The 18,688-nt window shown below is 45.5% G+C and carries 12 protein-coding genes and 2 pseudogenes; all 14 read left to right on the forward strand.

Going from position 1 to position 18,688, the window contains the following annotated elements; genetic code table 11:
• Positions 1-22 precede the first annotated feature (22 nt).
• The 14 genes and pseudogenes from ltrA to WMO65_RS19175 all read left to right on the forward strand — a co-directional run bounded on the left by ltrA (position 23) and on the right by WMO65_RS19175 (position 18,687).
• Positions 23-1,930, forward strand: a complete 1,908-nt coding sequence (gene ltrA / locus WMO65_RS19110; RefSeq protein WP_033139269.1) for a group II intron reverse transcriptase/maturase — start codon at positions 23-25, stop codon at positions 1,928-1,930.
• 109 nt (positions 1,931-2,039) lie between these two features.
• Positions 2,040-3,089 carry a VirD4-like conjugal transfer protein, CD1115 family gene (locus WMO65_RS19115; RefSeq protein ID WP_330697970.1) on the forward strand — a complete coding sequence of 350 codons (1,050 nt, stop codon included), beginning with the start codon at positions 2,040-2,042 and terminating at the stop codon, positions 3,087-3,089.
• A gap of 229 nt (positions 3,090-3,318) precedes the next feature.
• Complete coding sequence (locus WMO65_RS19120; RefSeq protein WP_303003636.1) at positions 3,319-3,534, forward strand: Maff2 family mobile element protein; 216 nt, start codon at positions 3,319-3,321, stop codon at positions 3,532-3,534.
• A 3-nt stretch (positions 3,535-3,537) separates the two neighbouring features.
• The gene (locus tag WMO65_RS19125) at positions 3,538-4,212 is read left to right on the forward strand and encodes a VirB6/TrbL-like conjugal transfer protein, CD1112 family (RefSeq protein ID WP_494337601.1); all 675 of its coding nucleotides are present in this window, start codon (positions 3,538-3,540) and stop codon (positions 4,210-4,212) included.
• Positions 4,213-4,787: 575 nt separating this feature from the next.
• Positions 4,788-6,620, forward strand: a complete 1,833-nt coding sequence (locus WMO65_RS19130) for a reverse transcriptase domain-containing protein (RefSeq protein ID WP_349064597.1) — start codon at positions 4,788-4,790, stop codon at positions 6,618-6,620.
• A gap of 102 nt (positions 6,621-6,722) precedes the next feature.
• Positions 6,723-6,998, forward strand: a pseudogene (locus WMO65_RS19135) (VirB6/TrbL-like conjugal transfer protein, CD1112 family); the annotation flags it as partial.
• A 35-nt stretch (positions 6,999-7,033) separates the two neighbouring features.
• The gene (locus WMO65_RS19140) at positions 7,034-7,462 is read left to right on the forward strand and encodes a PrgI family protein (protein WP_349064598.1); all 429 of its coding nucleotides are present in this window, start codon (positions 7,034-7,036) and stop codon (positions 7,460-7,462) included.
• Positions 7,422-10,307: pseudogene (locus WMO65_RS19145) on the forward strand (VirB4-like conjugal transfer ATPase, CD1110 family); the annotation flags it as partial. The gene WMO65_RS19140 and the pseudogene WMO65_RS19145, both read left to right, overlap by 41 nt.
• Positions 10,308-10,357: 50 nt before the next feature.
• Positions 10,358-11,149 carry a DNA-methyltransferase gene (locus WMO65_RS19150; RefSeq protein ID WP_349064599.1) on the forward strand — a complete coding sequence of 264 codons (792 nt, stop codon included), beginning with the start codon at positions 10,358-10,360 and terminating at the stop codon, positions 11,147-11,149.
• A 1-nt stretch (position 11,150) separates the two neighbouring features.
• Positions 11,151-13,955, forward strand: a complete 2,805-nt coding sequence (locus WMO65_RS19155) for a C40 family peptidase (protein ID WP_349064600.1) — start codon at positions 11,151-11,153, stop codon at positions 13,953-13,955.
• Between the two features lie 62 nt (positions 13,956-14,017).
• On the forward strand, positions 14,018-14,770 hold the full coding sequence (locus tag WMO65_RS19160) for a DNA adenine methylase (protein ID WP_349064601.1): 753 nt from the start codon (positions 14,018-14,020) through the stop codon (positions 14,768-14,770).
• 41 nt (positions 14,771-14,811) lie between these two features.
• Entirely contained in the window at positions 14,812-15,057 is a 246-nt protein-coding gene (locus WMO65_RS19165) for a DUF4315 family protein (RefSeq protein WP_349064602.1), read from the forward strand.
• Positions 15,041-16,492: a CD1107 family mobile element protein gene (locus WMO65_RS19170; protein ID WP_349064603.1), complete on the forward strand. Its 1,452-nt coding sequence runs from the start codon at positions 15,041-15,043 to the stop codon at positions 16,490-16,492. Before WMO65_RS19165 ends, WMO65_RS19170 begins: the two co-directional genes overlap by 17 nt.
• A 98-nt stretch (positions 16,493-16,590) precedes the next feature.
• Complete coding sequence (locus WMO65_RS19175) at positions 16,591-18,687, forward strand: DNA topoisomerase 3 (RefSeq protein ID WP_349064604.1); 2,097 nt, start codon at positions 16,591-16,593, stop codon at positions 18,685-18,687.
• Position 18,688 lies beyond the last annotated feature (1 nt).

The following is an 18,688-nucleotide window of genomic DNA, read 5'->3' on the forward strand; positions in this document are numbered from 1 at the left end:
TTTCGATAGGAGGTGATGCCTTATGCCAAAGAAAAGTAAAACATTATGTGTAGACGACCTGCGACATGCTGAATATTACGGAATGCAGGAAATTTTTGATGAATTATATCAAAAGAGTCAAAATGGCGAGGTATTTAATAATCTCTTGGATTTGATACTGAGCAAAGACAACATTCTGCTTGCATATCGAAATATTAAAGCAAACAAAGGAAGTTACACGGCAGGAACAGACAACAAAAACATTACAGACATCGGAGGTAGGACTCCCGATGAGGTGATTCAAAAAGTAAGATTTATTGTCACAGGAAGTGAACACGGATACAGACCCAAACCTGTAAGACGTAAAGACATTCCAAAACCAAACGGAAAAACACGTCCGTTAGGAATTCCCTGCATATGGGACAGGCTGATTCAGCAATGTATCAAACAGATATTAGAGCCTATATGTGAAGCAAAGTTCAGTAACAATAGCTATGGCTTTCGCCCTAACCGTTCGGTAGAACATGCCATGAACAGAACGTACACCATGCTGCAAATGATGAATCTTCATTATGTAATAGAGTTTGACATCAAAGGCTTCTTTGATAATGTCAATCACAGTAAACTCATACGGCAGATATGGGCTTTGGGAATACACGATAAGTCGCTGATTTATATAATTAAAAGAATTCTGACAGCACCGATAAGAATGCCAGACAATTCAACAGTCATACCTGATAAAGGTACTCCTCAGGGCGGAATTATTTCTCCGCTATTAGCTAATATCGTACTAAATGAGTTGGACTGGTGGGTGTCAAGCCAATGGGAAGAAAATCCTATTGCCGTAAGCAGAGGGCGAGAAAGAATTATCGGTAAAACAAAAGTATTTGACAAAAGCCACGGATACAGGCTGATGAAAAATACAGATATGAAAGAAATGCATATCATCAGGTATGCGGATGATTTTAGAATCTTTTGCCGAACTAAAGAGGACGCTGTTAGAACAAAAGAAGCGGTAGCAAAATGGATTGAAGACAGGTTGAGACTTGAAGTGTCTCCCGAAAAAACACGGATTGTCAACACTCGAAAGAGATGGTCTGAGTTTCTGGGATTCAAGATAAGGGTTAGATTAAAACATCATAAATATGTGGTGCAATCAGCTATCTGTGACAAAAAGGTTGAGATTGAAAGAGAAAAATTGGTAGAGCAGGCAAAGAATATCGCCAAACCAAGAGAGAAAAGGAGCTGTCTGGCTGAAATCCAGTTGTTCAACTCTATGGTACTTGGAATACAGAATTATTATCAGCTTGCAACTTGCATCAGTTTAGATTGCAGGGATTTCCACAGAAGAATCATGACAGTCTTAACCAACAGGCTTAATACAGAAACAGGATGTATGCTTCTGCGTGAAGGTGGGACAGCTACCGAAGCAGAAAAAGAAAGGTTTGGGAATTCCAAGATGATACGATATGTAGCTGGAATTGACCAAATGATTTATCCGATAGCATACATTAAAAACAAAATACCAATGGCGAAAAGGTCGGCGGTATGTAGCTACACTGCTGACGGAAGAGCAATAATTCACTCCAATCTGCAACTGAACCCATTTGTTCTGAAAGGATTGAGAGAAGACACGTCCAATCGTCATAGTACAGAATACCATGACTGCAAACTTTCATTGTTTTCTGCGCAAAAAGGGAAATGTGCTATCAGTGGGGACGAGTTCACAAATGCGACAGATATAGTTGCATGGTTGAAAACTCCTAAGTATATGGGAGGATTTGAAAGATATAAGAATATGACTCTAATCCATAAGAGATACCTGATTCTATTAGAAAAACTGCCACAGGCAGAATTAAAAGCCTATTTGAAATCACTTAATGTTACCAAAAAGATGCTTGGAAAAATAAACAGCTTGCGAGAGCGGGCTGGTCTGTTAGCAATAATATAAAATCACTTTTATTTGGAGACTGTTTAAATGTCTGAATAAAAACAATCGATGGGGCGCCGGATGCGGTGAAATATCGCATGTCCGGTGCTAGTCGGGGGAAAAGCCGGAGATAACTTTAAAGGCTTACCTATCGAAACAAGCTGAAAAGCTGTATTATTGTGCGCTGATTGGCTACATCTGGTATGAAGGAAGAGAGGAAGAAAAGAACTTTAACACGCTTCTGGCACTGATCAACGCATCGGAGGCCAGAGAAGATGATGAAAATTTTAAGAATCCGGTAGACTTGATGTTTGAGGAATTGGAAGAAAAGAATCCGGAGCATTTTGCAGTCAGACAGTACAAAAAATATAAACTGGCTGCCGGAAAGACAGCAAAATCAATCCTGATTAGCTGTGGTGCCAGGTTAGCACCATTTGATATTGCGGAACTGCGGGAGCTTATGAGTTATGACGAATTGGAGCTGGATTTACTGGGAGACCGCAAGACGGCTTTGTTTGTCATTATCTCCGATACGGATGATACGTTCAACTTTATCGTATCTATTATGTACACCCAGCTATTTAACTTGCTGTGTGACCGTGCGGATGATGTGTATGACGGAAGGCTGCCGATTCATGTACGCTGCTTACTCGATGAGTTTGCGAATATCGGACAGATTCCCAAATTTGAAAAACTCATCGCCACTATCCGGAGCAGGGAGATCTCTGCCTCGATCATTCTGCAGTCTAAGAGTCAGTTAAAGGCCATTTATAAAGATAACGCCGACACTATTGAGGGGAACTGTGATTCCACTCTTTTTTTAGGTGGAAAAGAAAAGACCACCTTAAAAGAAATGGCGGAAATTTTAGGAAAGGAGACCATAGACCTTTACAATACCTCAGATACCAGAGGTTCCCAGCGTTCTTACGGATTGAACTACCAGAAAACAGGAAAGGAGCTGATGAGCCAGGATGAGATTGCGGTCATGGATGGCGGGAAGTGCATCATGCAGCTTCGTGGTGTCAGACCATTCTTTTCGGATAAGTTTGATATCTGCAAGCACAAGAATTATAAGTACCTGTCAGACTATGACAAAAGGAACCGCTTTGATATTGAAGAATATCTGAATACGGAGCTTGTATTAAAACCGGACGATCCGGTGGAAGTTTATGAAGTGTAACTGATAAACGGACAACTTCCCGACAAGTTGTCGCAAAGTAAAGGGAGAGAATCATGGATGAATTGGAAAGAAAGGCAGCCGATACCCCATCGTCGAAAATGAAAGTATCAGCTGCGTCTGTCGGATTTTCCAAAAGAAAAATCCTGCTTTTATCCTAACACAAAAGGCGGGATTTTCACAGCGTTTTTCTTCCCTTTCTCTGAAAAAGAAAGGATAAGGGTATACACAAATGAGTTTTTTTACAACAGCGATTACAACATTAAAAACATTGGTCTGCGCTATTGGAGCCGGACTTGCGGCCTGGGGTGTGATTAACCTTTTAGAAGGATATGGGAATGATAACCCTGGCGCAAAATCACAAGGGATCAAGCAACTTATGGCCGGCGGCGGTATCGTGCTGATTGGAATGAATCTCATTCCGCAGCTTTCCACGCTGTTCTCATAAGCCATGGGCAGTATCATTGATAAAATCACAGAGTTCATAAAGGAATTGCTGACCGGGTGGATTACTTCTAACCTGGACACCATGTTTACAGACGTAAATGAAAAAGTAGGTACCATTGCCACAGAAGTAAGCAGGACACCCCAAAGTTGGAACAGTGGCATTTTTTCGATGATTAAGGAATTATCTGATAATGTCATTGTCCCCATAGCGGGGATGATCATCACGTTTGTATTGTGTTATGAGTTGATTTCCATGATCATGGAAAAAAACAACATGCACGACACAGACACGTTCATGTTCTTCAAATATATCTTTAAGATGTGGGTGGCCGTGTATCTGGTCACCCATACCTTTGATATTGCCATGGCGGTGTTTGATGTGGCAAACCATGTGGTCACGGGAGCTGGAGGTATTATCAGCGGTTCGGCTTCGATAGATGTGGCAGATGCGCTAAAGACCATTCTGGAAAACGGAGTGGGGGATATGGGTATCGGGGAACTTTTAGGGCTTGGTCTGGAGACGATGATCGTCAGCCTGTGCATGAAAATCATATCTGTCCTCATTACCGTCATTTTATATGGACGTATGATTGAAATTTACCGCGCGTCCAGAAGCGCCGCTTTTCATCCAAAGGCGGTGTGCGGGCATTTTGGGAACCCGGCTTTAGCAAGCCGGTAAAGAAAAGTATCAAAGACGTGAAAAGCGTCACTTTAGCGTCATCCGATTTACCCCGGAGGGAAACCACAAGGGGGACAATAGCGTATCGGAAAAATCGCAAGTTGGGAAAACCATCTACCCACGACTGAGCGGCAAGACGCAACATTGTGAATGAGGAGCAAGGCTAAACTGCTTTAAGGGCAGTCCGAGGCGGGATACTCGACCCGGCGGCGCAGGATGGTTGTATTCGCCGTATGTCATAGCGGAATGTGACAGGTAAACACAGACCGCACGATACTTATGACAGCCAGCCGCAGTAAGCGGAAAAGGACGAAAACCCACTACCGACATCACAATACGCTTTTCCCAAAGTGTCTAACTGGAGATTGCCTAAACCGGAACGCCGGAACTATCCGGCTATGCGTAATGCCGCAAGGCGATAAATTTCAAGGGGTAAAAACCCAAGAAAGATGACGCTGAATATCCGGCATGGCAACGGAGCCTCCGTAGTAGTCCGAGGGCGGGAAAGCCGTCTACATGGCGAAGGGAGGCAGGATGTCAACCAATTCATAAAAAGGAAAGGTGCGTGAGGCATTATGAGAAGTCCTGAAAATGTGTTGGAAAGCCTAAAATCCAAGGCGTGTAACAAGAGCTACAAGTACGAGCGGTTATACCGCAACCTGTACAATCCACAATTCTATCTGCTGGCATATCAGCGGATACAGGCGAAACCAGGCAACATGACAGCCGGAACAGACGGCAAAACCATTGACGGAATGGGAATGGCAAGGATAAACGCCCTCATTGAAAAGATGCGGGATTTTAGTTATCAGCCTAACCCGGCAAGGAGAACGTATATCCCGAAATCCAATGGGAAAATGCGTCCTCTGGGGATACCGTCATTCGACGATAAACTGATACAGGAGGTGGTGCGGCTCATCTTAGAGAGTATTTATGAGCCAACCTTTAGCGACTATTCCCACGGTTTCCGTATGAACAGAAGCTGTCATACGGCACTCAAATATGTGCAGAAATATTTTACGGGGACAAAGTGGTTCGTTGAGGGAGATATAAAGGGCTGTTTTGACAACGTAGACCATCATGTGTTGATTGCTATTTTGCGAAAGCGGATTGCAGATGAACATTTCATCGGTCTGCTCTGGAAGTTCTTGAAAGCTGGATATATGGAGGATTGGAATTATCACAATACTTATTCCGGCACTCCGCAAGGCTCCATCATCAGCCCTATCCTTGCAAACATCTACATGAACGAACTGGATAGCTATATGGCAGAGTATGCAGAGAAATTCAACTGCGGAAACCGCCGTAAAATCAATCCTGCGTTCAAGAAGAAGCTGGATGTCTGCCGGGGGAAAGAACAAAGGCTTAAAAGAAATCTCTCTAAAATGAGCGAGGAAGAAAAAGAGGGCTTAATTGCAGAAATCCGGGAACTGCGGCGTAGTCTGAAATCTATGCCGTATAGCGACCAGATGGACGATAGCTATAAACGGATTTGCTATATCCGATATGCCGATGATTTTTTAATTGGAGTTATCGGCAGCAAAGAGGACGCAGAACAGATTAAACAAGATGTAGGCTGCTTTATCCGGGACAAACTCCATCTGGAAATGTCCGAGGAAAAGACATTGATTACTCATGGACACGACGCTGCGAAGTTCTTGGGATATGAGGTCACAATCGCCAAAGGCGAACACAACAAAAAGACCAAAACCGGGGCTACCAGACGGGTAAACAATGGAAAAGTCTTACTTTATGTTCCCCATGATAAGTGGGTAAAACGACTGTTCTCCTACAATGCCCTCAAGATTAAATACGACAAACAAAATGGAAACAAAGAGGTTTGGGAACCTGTCCGGCGCACTCGCCTGTTGCACTTGGACGATTTGGAAATCTTAAACCAGTACAACGCAGAAATTCGTGGATTGTATAACTACTACCGACTTGCAAACAACGTGTCTGTACTCAATAACTTCTACTATGTAATGAGATACAGTACGCTCAAAACCTTTGCTGGAAAATATCGGACACGAATCAGCAGAATTATCCGCAAGTACCGTCAAGGGAAAGATTTTGTTGTGGAGTATCCGAAGAAAAACGGCAAGGTGGGAAAAGTGCTGTTCTACAATGACGGTTTCCGCCGGAATACCAAAGTAGAAAGCGGAAATCCCGATATAGTAGCACGAGCCGTTGAGAATTATGGACGCAACAGCCTGATTAAAAGACTGCAAGCGAACCAATGCGAGTGGTGCGGCGCAGAAAATGTGCCGCTTGAAATACACCATGTACGAAAACTCAAAGATTTAAGTGGCAGAAAACAATGGGAAATCGCCATGATTGGGCGTAAGCGCAAGACAATGGCACTCTGCGTCTACTGTCACGATAAGTTACACGCTGGGAAATTAGACTGACATCTGGAGAGCCGGATACGCTGAGAGGTGTAAGTCCGGTTCGGAGGGGAGTTCTCGGAAACCTACCATAGCAATATGGCAAGGCGCCGAGTTCTTACCCTACTTTATGTCTCTGTGTCACCGATTCCGTTTGCTACCTTTACCAATCGGGAATGGGGCAGTATCGGAAATAACTACGTGAAAGCGCTGCTGGCATTAGGCTTCCAGGGATTCTTCATGATGGTCTGCGTGGCAATCTATGCGGTACTGGTCAATACCATTACTGTAGCGGAGAACATTCACACAGCCATCTGGTCTGTGGCGGCTTATACGGTAATTTTATGCTTTAGCTTGTTCAAGACAGGTTCATTATCAAAATCTATCTTCAATGCACATTAGGAGGCGGATATGGAGCCGACGGAAAGGAGGCAGTAATGGCATATGTACCAGTGCCGAAAGATTTGTCGAAGATCAAGACAAAGGTGGCACTTAATTTAACAAAAAGACAGTTGATCTGTTTTTCCCTTGCGGGAATCTGCGGAATACCGATTTATTTTTTTACAAAGACAGGTCTGGGAACGGATGTGGCGGCAACACTGATGGTCATCGTGATGCTGCCCTTTTTCTTTTTAGCCATGTATGAAAAAGACGGGTTTCCCGCAGAAAAACTTCTGTATCACATCATCCGGCAGAGATTTTTACGGCCAGGTATCCGGGTATACCGTTCCACAGATCTGTATGAACGGGTGATGGAGCAGGACAGACTTGAGAAAGAAGGTGCAAAACTTGAAAAAAAGGCAAAAAAAGCCAGAGAAAAGAGGAATCCGTTCCGGTTCTTTAAAAAACCAGCCCGTAAAAAATAAAATCAGGCGGGAAGTGGGGGCAGGTCTCACCAGAGAAGAACGGAAGCGGTTAAAGGAACTGCAGTCGTTAAAGGCGCAGCAGAAGAAAAAGAAAAAAGTGGATACGGCCCAGGACACGATCCCCTATAAGGAAATGTACCGGGATGGGATCTGCCGGATGGAGGATAACCACTATTCTAAGACCATCCAGTTTTATGATATCAACTATCAGCTTGCCCAAAATGAAGACAAGACAGCAATTTTTGAGAATTATTGTGAGTTCTTAAACTACTTTGACAGTTCGGTGCAATTTCAGATTTCCTTTTTGAATCAGCAGGTAAACTTTGAGGAGTATGCAAAGACTATTGATATTCCACCTCGGAATGACAGTTTCGATGACATCCGCAAAGAGTATGGGGATATGCTGAAAATGCAGCTTGCAAAGGGAAACAATGGACTGGTGAAAACAAAATATATTACGTTTACCATAAAGGCGGAGAACTTAAAAGCGGCAAAGGCAAGGCTTGAAAGGATCGAGGCTGGAATCTTAAATAACTTCAAAGTCCTTGGAGCTATGGCGAGACCCTTAAACGGTGTGCAGCGCTTAAAAATCTTCCATGACATTTTCAACATGGATACGAAGGAACCGTTCCGTTTCCGCTATGACATGGTGGCAAAGACCGGGCTTGGGACGAAAGATTTCATTGCGCCTACGGGATTTGATTTCCGCAGTGACAACGCATTCCGGATGGGACAGACTTATGGCTGTGTATCCTATCTGCAGATTACATCACCGGAGCTTACGGATAAGATGCTGGCGGATTTTTTAGATATGGACGAAAATCTGATCGTCAACATCCATGTGCAGCCTATGGAACCAAAAGAGGCGATCAAGAGCCTGAAAAATATTCTCTCCAACATTCAGAAAATGAAGATAGAGGAGCAGAAAAAGGCGGTAAGAAGCGGGTATGATATGGACATAATCCCTACGGACATCAGTACCTATGGGGAGGAGGCGCAGAACCTTTTGACGGAGCTGCAGTCCAGAAATGAAAAGATGTTCAAGATTACGTTTTTGATCCTGAATACGGCAGAATCGAAACGGAAACTGGATAACGTGGTCTATCAGACGGCGGGTATCGCACAGAAATATAACTGCAATATCCGCCGCCTGCAGTACCTGCAGGAGCAGGGCATGGCGGCATCCCTTCCTCTGGGCTTAAACCAGACAGGAATCCACCGTCTGCTTACCACCACGTCCACAGCTATCTTTGTCCCGTTTACCACACAGGAATTATTTCAGGATGGGGAGGCACTTTATTACGGCCTGAATGCCTTGTCCAATAACATGATCATGGTGGACCGGAAGCGTCTGAAAAATCCAAACGGGCTGATTCTCGGCACACCGGGGTGCTTTACGGGAGACACCAAAGTGCGGATTTCTGACGGGCAGGCCATGACCTTTGAAGCACTGGCGGCAATAAAGGGCGGTGCGCCCGTTGTCAGTTATGATATGGGACAAAAATGTCTGACACCGGCAATCGGCTATGACATCCGCATCACAAAATATGTAGACGAACTGGCAGTGGTGACGCTTGAAAACGGGGAATGTATCCGGTGTACCATGGACCATTTGTTTTTGTGCGGGGATGGGCAGTACCGGGAGGCGTGGAGCTTACAGAAAGGGACCAGGCTTATGCCGGAGCATGAAGTGGCTTATGTGGAATGGAAAACGCTGCCGGCGCCGGTTCCCGTTTATGATATGACGGTGGAGCCTTATGGGAACTTTCAGCTAGACTGTGGGATTGTGGTACATAACAGTGGAAAAAGTTTCTCTGCAAAGAGAGAGATTTTAAACGTGTTCCTGATCACCAATGATGACATTATCGTATGCGATCCAGAGGGAGAGTATTATCCGCTGGTGCAGGCACTCCATGGTCAGGTGGTGAAAATCAGTGCAAAAAGTACGGATTATATCAATCCCATGGATGTGAACCTGGACGTAATCTACCATCCGGAAAAATACCGGATCAACGGGGATGTGGAGGATGTGGATACCATGATTGCGGATAAGTCCGAGTTTATCGCTTCATTTTGTGAACTGATTATGAAAAAACCCCAGAACGCAGAGCTGGACGGAGATGAAGTATCCATCATTGACCATTGTATCAAGGATATTTATGAGGAATATCTGTTTAACGATCCGAAACCGGAAAACATGCCGATCCTGGAAGATTTCCTGAACCGCCTGAATTACTATGCAGACCAGAATGAGGCGGCACGGAGGATTGCCAACTGTCTGCAGCTTTACGTCACCGGTTCCCAGAACGTATTTAACCACCGGACGAATGTGGATATGAATAACCGGGTGGTCTGCTTTGATGTAAAAGACCTGGGAACCACACTCCGGAAAGCCGGGATGCTGATTGTACAGAACATGGTCTGGACCAGGGTGTCCACCAACCGGGCATTGAAAAAGTCTACCCGTTATTATGTGGATGAGTTCCATCTCCTCTTAAAGCAGCCACAGACTGCCAATTATTCAGTGGAAATTTGGAAAAGGTTCCGGAAATGGGGCGGCATCCCGACGGGGCTTACGCAGAATGTCAGCGACTTCTTAGGTTCTCTGGCAGTGGAGAACATTGTGGGAAACAGCGACTTTATCTATATGCTCAATCAGCACAGTGGGGACCAGAAGATCCTGGCAGAAAAACTGAATATTTCTCCTCATCAGCTCTCTTTCGTGAACAACAGTAATGCCGGGGAAGGGCTGATTTTTTATGGGAATGTGATTATCCCATTCTCGGATAAGTACCCGACAGATACAAAAACCTATGCCATCATGAGTTCAAAACCGGACGAGATGCCGACCAAGTAAGGAGGCCTTTTTGTAGGAAAAAGGAAGAGACAGAGTCGATGGAAATGCAAAAAAATCAGATTTTTAATATGGATTGTGTGAAGTTGATGAAGCAGCTCCCGGATGGCGCAGTGTCAATGATATTAACAGATCCCCCTTATGGTATTTCTTATCAGAACAGCTATACCCATAGAAAACACCAGAGACTGAAAGGGGATGAGGGGATTGATTACCTGAATTTTGCAAAGGAAAGCTATCGTATTTTAGAAAACAATGCACATGCTTATTTTTTTACCCGTTATGATTGCTATCCGTATCACTATGATTGCTTGACAAAAGCGGGATTTCAGATCAAGAACTGTATGATTGTAGAAAAAGGTAATATCGGAGGGATTGGAGATTTAAAAGGGAGTTATGCCAATAATGCAGAATGGCTCATTTTCTGCCAGAAAGGGAGACGAAGGTTTAATGAAACGAAGCTTATGGAAAATAAGCAAAGAGGGGAATTGCAAAACAAAGTACATGCAAAGCCAGCCAAAAGGTTTAAGACACGCTTTAATGCCTGCTGGTTTGGTGCGGAGTACCCGAAAGCAACTTACAATTCGACATGGCAGAAGAAACATCATATCTATCATCCTACAATCAAGAACGTGGAACTGTTGGTGTGGCTGATACAGATTTCCAGTCATCCTGGGGAGTTAGTTTTTGACGGATTCATAGGAACTGGAAGCACTGCATTGGCGGCAATAAAAACGGGCAGAGACTATTTGGGAGCTGATATTGAACAGAAATATGTTCAGATTGCCAGAAGGCGGATTTTAGAACAGATTAAACAGCAGGAAGCGGAGTGAGATGTTGGAACAAAAATGGAAAGCAAAGGAAAAGAAAGTCCATCGCATGACCAGGGACGGACTTTCAGAGGAAAACCTTGCCACCGGGGAAAGCCGGAAAGTGGGGAAAGAGGAATCCGAGGTTCTTCTGAAACGGTCTAATCCGGAACAGTCTTTTTTAATAGAAAAGGATAAGGCGGGGAAGAAGCCCAAAAGGCATCCGCAGCCAGGGATAGAAAAAACGGAAGAAGGCAGTCCGCCAGAGGAGCAGGAGGCGGCAAATAGCCCGCCGAAAGAGCAGAACCGGCACGGGGAATACCGCCATGGGTCCAGGAGCAGTGCATTTTCCCATGACCATGAAACGGCTATGGAAGTGTGGGAGCGTAAGGCAAGGCATCGGAAACAATACCAGAACCAACGGCGGGTGAAACCCGGAAAATTACAGTTTGACCGGATGGAAGCAGATGGGAGCTTAAAGAAGGAGAATCCGGGGGAATCATCCAAAACGCCCCAGGATGAAGGAAAGAGGCTACAGCACAGCCGGAAAAAAGCAGAGAAGTCCATAGAAAAACTGGAACACGCAAAAAAGCGGCAGGTACAGAAAAGATCCATACAGATGCGGCAGGTGAAAACGGAGGAACCTCAGACAGCAAAGCATAAGCTGTACTTTGAGGAATCCCCTGCGGCAGCAAAACCGGATGGCGTGATAAACCGGACGGGTATCCGCCTGGGAAACCGTGCAGCCGATGTGTTTCATGGAAAAATCCAGGAAGAGGAGCAGGAAAACAGTGCGTTGGAGGCAGCACATCAGGGGGAACGCTCGGCAGAGTTTTTTCTCAGAGTACATAGTAACCGCAGTTACTGGAAACAGAGAAAGCAACAGCGGGCAGTAAACCGTATGGAGCGTCAGGTATACCGCACGACTACCCGATACCAATACCAGGAGTATGTGGAGGAACACCCGGAGATCCGGCATAAATTGCTGCAGAAAGCGCTCCAGAAGCAGCGGATCAAACGGGAATACCAGAAAGCATACCGGGCGGGAAAGGCAGCAAAGGAGATTAAAAACCAGTCTGTGCGGACTGCAGATGTGGCAGCCAAAGTGGCACGGAAGATCCAGGAGATCTTTCGGAAAAATGCCAGTTTATTTTTAGGGGCAGGGCTGTTGATGGCGCTGCTTTTATTTATTATGGCAGGGGTGTCCTCTTGTTCTGCCATGTTTGCTAATACCACCTCTACGGTGATTGCGGCCAGTTATCTGGCGGAGCCGGAGGCACTTGAGGAGGCGGAACTTTATTACACCCAGATGGAAGCGGAGCTTCAGCAGGAAATCAACCGGATGGAAGCAGAGTATCCAGGTATGGATGAATACCGCTATAACATCGGGGCTATCGGCCACGATCCCCATACACTGATGAGTTATCTGACCGCAAAATACGGAGATTTTACGTTTGAAGAAGTGAAAGGGGAGCTGAAAACACTGTTTTCTCTCCAGTATGGGATTCAGGTGGAAGAAAAGACAGAAAACAGAACGGAGACCACTACCATTCAAGTGGGACAATCTTTGGGAAATGTGGTGACCAGCGGATACTGCAACTGCTCGATCTGCTGCGGCGTATGGAGCGGCGGGCCGACGGCCAGTGGAGCTATGCCCCAGGCAAACCATACCATTGCGGTGGATGCGGCGAATCCGTTTTTGCCTATGGGAACCAAGGTTGTGATGAACGGAGTGGAGTATACTGTGGAAGATACCGGGAACTTTGCCCAGTATGGTGTCCAGTTTGACGTATATTATGACAGCCACAGTGCAGCATCGGCGCACGGGCATCAGACATGGGAGTGCTATCTGGCAGAGGGCAACCAAAATTCAGTGGACGTTACCCGGACAGTGACCGTGGACGTACTGAATGTATCGGTGCAGGCAAGGCCATTATTCAGCGTTATTTCCTCAAGGATGGATGAAGAAGAAAAGGAGATCCAGAAATTGGTGTATTCCTGCAAAGGAAACCTGCAGTCTTACGATACCCCCATTGAATTGAACTGGTATGCCTATATCAGCACCTATTACGGATATGCCGTAAACAGTGCCACCGGACAGACACAGTTAAACCGTGGAGTGAGCATTAACGTAAGAGAAGGAACAGAAGTACAGTCCGCTATGGATGGTGTTGTGGCGGCTGCCGGTTACAGCAGTACCTTTGGAAATTATGTGGTAACGCAGGATGAAAAAGGTGTGCAGATTAAGTATGCCCATCTGCAGAACATCGCCGTTTCCCAGGGTATGGCAGTAACAAAGGATACAGTCATCGGAACAACGGGAAGTACGGGCAGTGTGACTGGGAGCCAGCTTTATCTGGAACTGGTTTTAGACGGCGAGTATTACAATCCGGTATTTTATATTTCCACCGGGGAGGGCGGTATTTACGGCGGCGGTGCTTCTTACGATGATGAAACGGTACAGAGATTATTTGAGGAGGCGGAGAAATATCTGGGAATGCCTTATGTTTGGGGCGGTTCCAGTCCGGCAACATCCTTTGACTGTTCCGGTTTTGTCAGTTATGTATTTACCAATTCCGGGGTGTGCAATATGGGCAGACTGACCGCTCAGGGAATTTATAATATCTGTACGCCGGTAGCGCCAGAAGAGGCAAGACCGGGGGATATTATCTTCTTTACAGGAACCTATAATGCCGGGGAGCCGGTCACCCATGTGGGTATTTATGCCGGTGCTGGACAGATGATCCACTGTGGTGATCCCATTCAGTACACTTCCATTACCTCTGCATACTGGCAGTCCCATTTTTATGGATTTGGCAGGCCGAACTAAGAGGAGGTGTTGAGAGATAATCAAATTTAACTGTATTTATTAAGAAAGGGCAATATTGTGACATGAACAGTTTTATTAAATGGGTTGGAGGAAAGCGGTTATTGCGGAAAAGAATATTAAATGAATTTCCACAGGAACTGACGTGTTATGTGGAAATATTTGGAGGAGCTGCATGGGTACTTTTTGCAAAAGAGAAGCATACGGAAGTAGAGGTCTATAATGACATAAACCATAATCTAGTAAATCTATTTCGGTGTGTGAAGTACCATGCGGATGCTTTATATGAAGAATTAGAATGGATTTTGGTATCAAGAGAGCAGTTTGAAGAAGCAAAAGAAAATGTAAACAACCCAAATCTGACAGATATACAGCGTGCAGCATGTTTCTTTCTTTTAGTCAAATGCAGTTTTGGTGCAAAAATGCAGGATTTCAGTGGTAAACGTGTATCGGTAAGCAGTACCGTGGAAAATCTGGACATTTTTAAGAAACGACTGAAATCAACTATTATCGAACAGTTGGATTTTGAAAAACTGATAGCGTTATATGACAGAAAAGGAACATTATTCTACGCCGATCCACCGTACTATAAGGCAGAAGGGTACTATGCAGAATCTTTTTCAGTTTCAGACCATATCAGGTTAAAAGAATGCCTGGATAAGGTGCGGGGGAAATTTATAGTGACGTATAATGACTGCTCGTTTGTACGTGAATTGTATCAAGATTACCGCATTATTCCAATCGAGCGGCAGAGCAATATTACAGCATCGACGGTTTCCCAAAACTATAAGGAGATTATCATAAAAAATTTTGATTAAGGTAAATCAACATTGATTATGAAAGAACGGGAGGTGTCGGATTGAATGTAGATAGAATGAAAGAAGATTTGGAGCGTATTTATGCTAAAATCGAGCGGCTCAACAGTAAGGCGAAAGACATGGAGGCGCGGATACAAGAGGCAGAAAACATGGAATACTTAAAGATTATCCGCAAACATGGAATATCTGCTGAGGAGCTGCAGCTGATGATCGACATCAGCAAGGAAGAACAGAAACAGATCTTAGAAAACAGAGAGGAGCAGGCAGAACATGAAACAGATACATAAAAGAGTGGCCACTTTGCTGTTTGCCGCCGCATTGACCGGGCTCTTGGCCAGTGCGTCCCTTTTAAGCCCACCGGGAAGCCAGGTGGTATGGGCAAAAGGAGGAGAGGCGGAAACAGAGACAGTGCCTAACGAGCAGGAAACAGGACCGGTACAGACGGAATCAGATACTGTGGAAGAACAGCCGGAAGTAAAGATTACCATTGAAGTGCCGGAAGGATGGCAGTCGGATAAAGCAAGGGCAGGCATTCGGGTGGAAGATGCAAAAAATACCGGTGTTTTTTCTCCGGCAAAAGTAGAAGCCAGGGTTTCGGAAAACGGGCAGTGGCAGGATGTGACACAAAGCATGGCGGTGGAGATTCAGACAAATACCAGCGTCTATGTGCGGGTAACGGACCAGAATGGGCAGACCTATGAACAGAACCGCTATGTGGAATGTTTTGATAAGACAAAACCCACGTTAAGCGCAGCGGCAAAAGACGGGGTACTGTACATTCAGGGAAAAGATGAAGAATCCGGGATTGCTGCCATTATCGTCAACGGGAATGAATTTACAGAGCTGCAAGACGGAGCGCTGCAGGTACGCCTGCAGAAAGCCGACAGTACCTACCCTCAATTTACCCTGCAGGCCAGGGACCAGGCAGGGAATCTTTCGGAAAATTATAAAGTAGCGAACCCGTACTATGAAAACCCAAAAACACAGCAAGAAACTTCCCAGGCATCCGGGGAGGCGCAGGGGAACAATTCCCTGCCCTCTGATGCAACCGCATCCCCACCAACCAGTGCCGCCGGAACGGTGACGGAGCATCAGAGTACGGGAGGAAGTTCTGCACCTACAGAACCGGAAAATGTAGGATCGGATGCAGATGCCGGCAGGGTGCAGGGCAGTTCTTCCCAGATGACAGATGAGGGCGGCAAAGAGTTTTATACCATAACCACGAAAGGGGATAAGGTGTTTTATCTGGTGATCGACAAGGATAAGACGGATGAAAATGTATATCTGTTGACGGAAGTGGGAGAAAATGACCTTTTAAATTTTACAGATGGAAATACGGTTACCCTGCCCCAGAATCAGGCGGTGGTGGAAAATGCCCTGCCGATTGATAAGGTAGAGATGACTGAGGAAGGAAAAGAAATCGAAAAAGAGGAGACCAAAGAAAAAGAACCGGAGAAAAAGCCGGAAAAACAAAACAGTAATACCGGCACATATCTGTTGATGGGACTTGTCCTTGTGGCTGTGGGCGGCGGTTATTATTACATGAAGTTTGTGAGAGGAAAGAATCATTCCTTTGATGCCGATTATGATGAGGACGAAGATGAGGAAGAACCGGAACCAGGTATGGAAGAATATGAAGAAACATCCGGAGAGGATGAGCCGGACGGGGAAGCCTATGAGGAAGAAGAAGACGAGCCTTACGACGAGGAAGATTATAGTTAAGAATGGGGAAGCGGTGGGGAAATCACCGCTTCTTCTTCAAAATATAAACAGCGAAAACAGAGAAAAAGTTTTCATTCCAGTAAAGGAGAGGAGAAACTATGCAGTTAGTGATTACAGAGAAACCCAGTGTGGCAAGGGCAATTGCTCAAGTGCTTCATGCGGGAGAACAAAAGGACGGATACCTGGAGGGGAACGGTTACCGGGTGTCCTGGTGTATCGGGCATCTGGTGGAACTGGCCAGTGCAGATACCTACCGGGAGGAATGGAAGAAGTGGTCTTATGAAACCCTGCCCATTATTCCGGAGAAATGGCAGTATCAGGTGAAAGAGCAGACAAAGAAGCAGTATCAGGTATTAAAAAAGCTGTTCCATGATCCGGAGGTTTCAGACGTCATCTGTGCAACCGATGCCGGGAGGGAAGGAGAACTGATTTTCCGGCTGGTCTATGAGCAGGCAGGCTGTACAAAACCATTTAAACGGTTATGGATTTCCTCTATGGAGGAGAGAGCAATCTCAGACGGTTTTGCAAATCTGAAAGACGGCAGAGAATATGATCATCTGTATGAATCTGCGGTTTGCAGGAGTGTGGCGGACTGGCTGGTAGGCATCAATGCTACCCGTTTGTTTACGGTACTATACCGCCATAAGCTGACTGTGGGGCGGGTACAGACGCCTACCCTTGCCATGCTGGTGGAACGAGAACAAAGAATAGCAGAGTTTAAAAAGGAACCGTATTTCCTGGTACATCTTTTATGTGGTGGACTGGATGCGGTGACAGAACGGATCAGGGAAAAAGAGAATGCAGAGGAGATTATGAGAGCTTGCCAGAACCGGCAGGCTTTTGTTGTATCCGTGATAAAAGAAGAAAAAGCAGTACATCCTCCCAAACTTTATGATCTGACTACGTTACAGCGTGAGGCAAACCGTCTGTTTGGATTTACGGCACAGCAGACGCTTGATTACACCCAGGCATTGTATGAGAAAAAGCTGGTGACGTATCCAAGAACCGACAGCCAGTTTTTAACGGAAGATATGGAGCAGACCGCCAGGGAATTGAGCCAGGTGGTTCTGCAGAAGATCCCGTGCATGGAGGAGATCACTTATGAACCAGAGATTGGGCGGGTGCTGAATAGTAAGAAGGTATCCGACCACCATGCAATCCTGCCTACGATGGAATTGTCAAAAGCAGAGCTTTCCAAAGTGCCGGGCGGGGAGCTGCAGATCTTAACGATGATTGCAGTCCGCTTGGTATGTGCTACCGGGGAGAGCCACCGTTATGAAGCGGTACGGGCAGAACTGACCTGTGAGGGGAATACTTTTACTGCTGTAGGCAGATCTATCCTTACTGGTGGTTGGAAAGGATATGAGGAACGGTTTAAAAAATATTCTAAGGCAGACCGGGATAAGGAAGAAAAAGAAGAATTACCACTTCCTTCCCTTTCGGAAGGGATGTGTTTTGACCAGGTGGAAACGAAAGTCAGCCAGCATTTCACTGTACCACCCAAGCATTTCTCAGAAGATACGCTTTTAGCAGCTATGGAACATGCCGGAAGTGAGGAGATTACAGAAGAGGTGGAACGGAAAGGTTTGGGAACACCTGCAACACGGGCGGCAATCATCGAAAAGCTGGTAGAGAAAGGTTTTGTGGAACGGAAGAAAAAGCAGATGCTTCCTACCGAAGATGGGCAAAAACTGATTTCAGTGCTGCCGGAGGTGGTGAAATCCCCGAAGCTGACGGCAGAATGGGAAAATGATCTGTCTCTGATTGCCAGAGGGGAAAAGCCAGCCGATGTGTTTCTCTCAGGTATTGAGGAACTGGTTTCGGATCTGGTACATACCTATCATGAGGTAGGAGAGAAGGGAAAAGAACTGTTTTCCAGTGACCGGGAAGTCATTGGTATCTGCCCTAAGTGTGGCGGAAACGTGTATGAGAGTAAAATAAACTTTTATTGTGAGAACCGGGATTGCAGCTTTGCTTTATTTAAGAACAATAAATATTTTGCCTCCATGCGCAAAGAACTGACCAGATCTATTGTCCAGTCTTTTTTGAAAAATGGTATGGCAAAAGTGTCCGGTCTATATTCCCAGAAAAAAGACAGTACCTTTTCTGCGGTCATCCACATGGACGCATCGGGAAAATATCCCCAGTTTTCCATGACATTTGAAACAGAGAAAAAGAAATCCAAAGGAAAATAGA

This window comes from Blautia caccae (assembly GCF_040095955.1).
GTDB lineage: Bacteria > Bacillota > Clostridia > Lachnospirales > Lachnospiraceae > Blautia > Blautia celeris.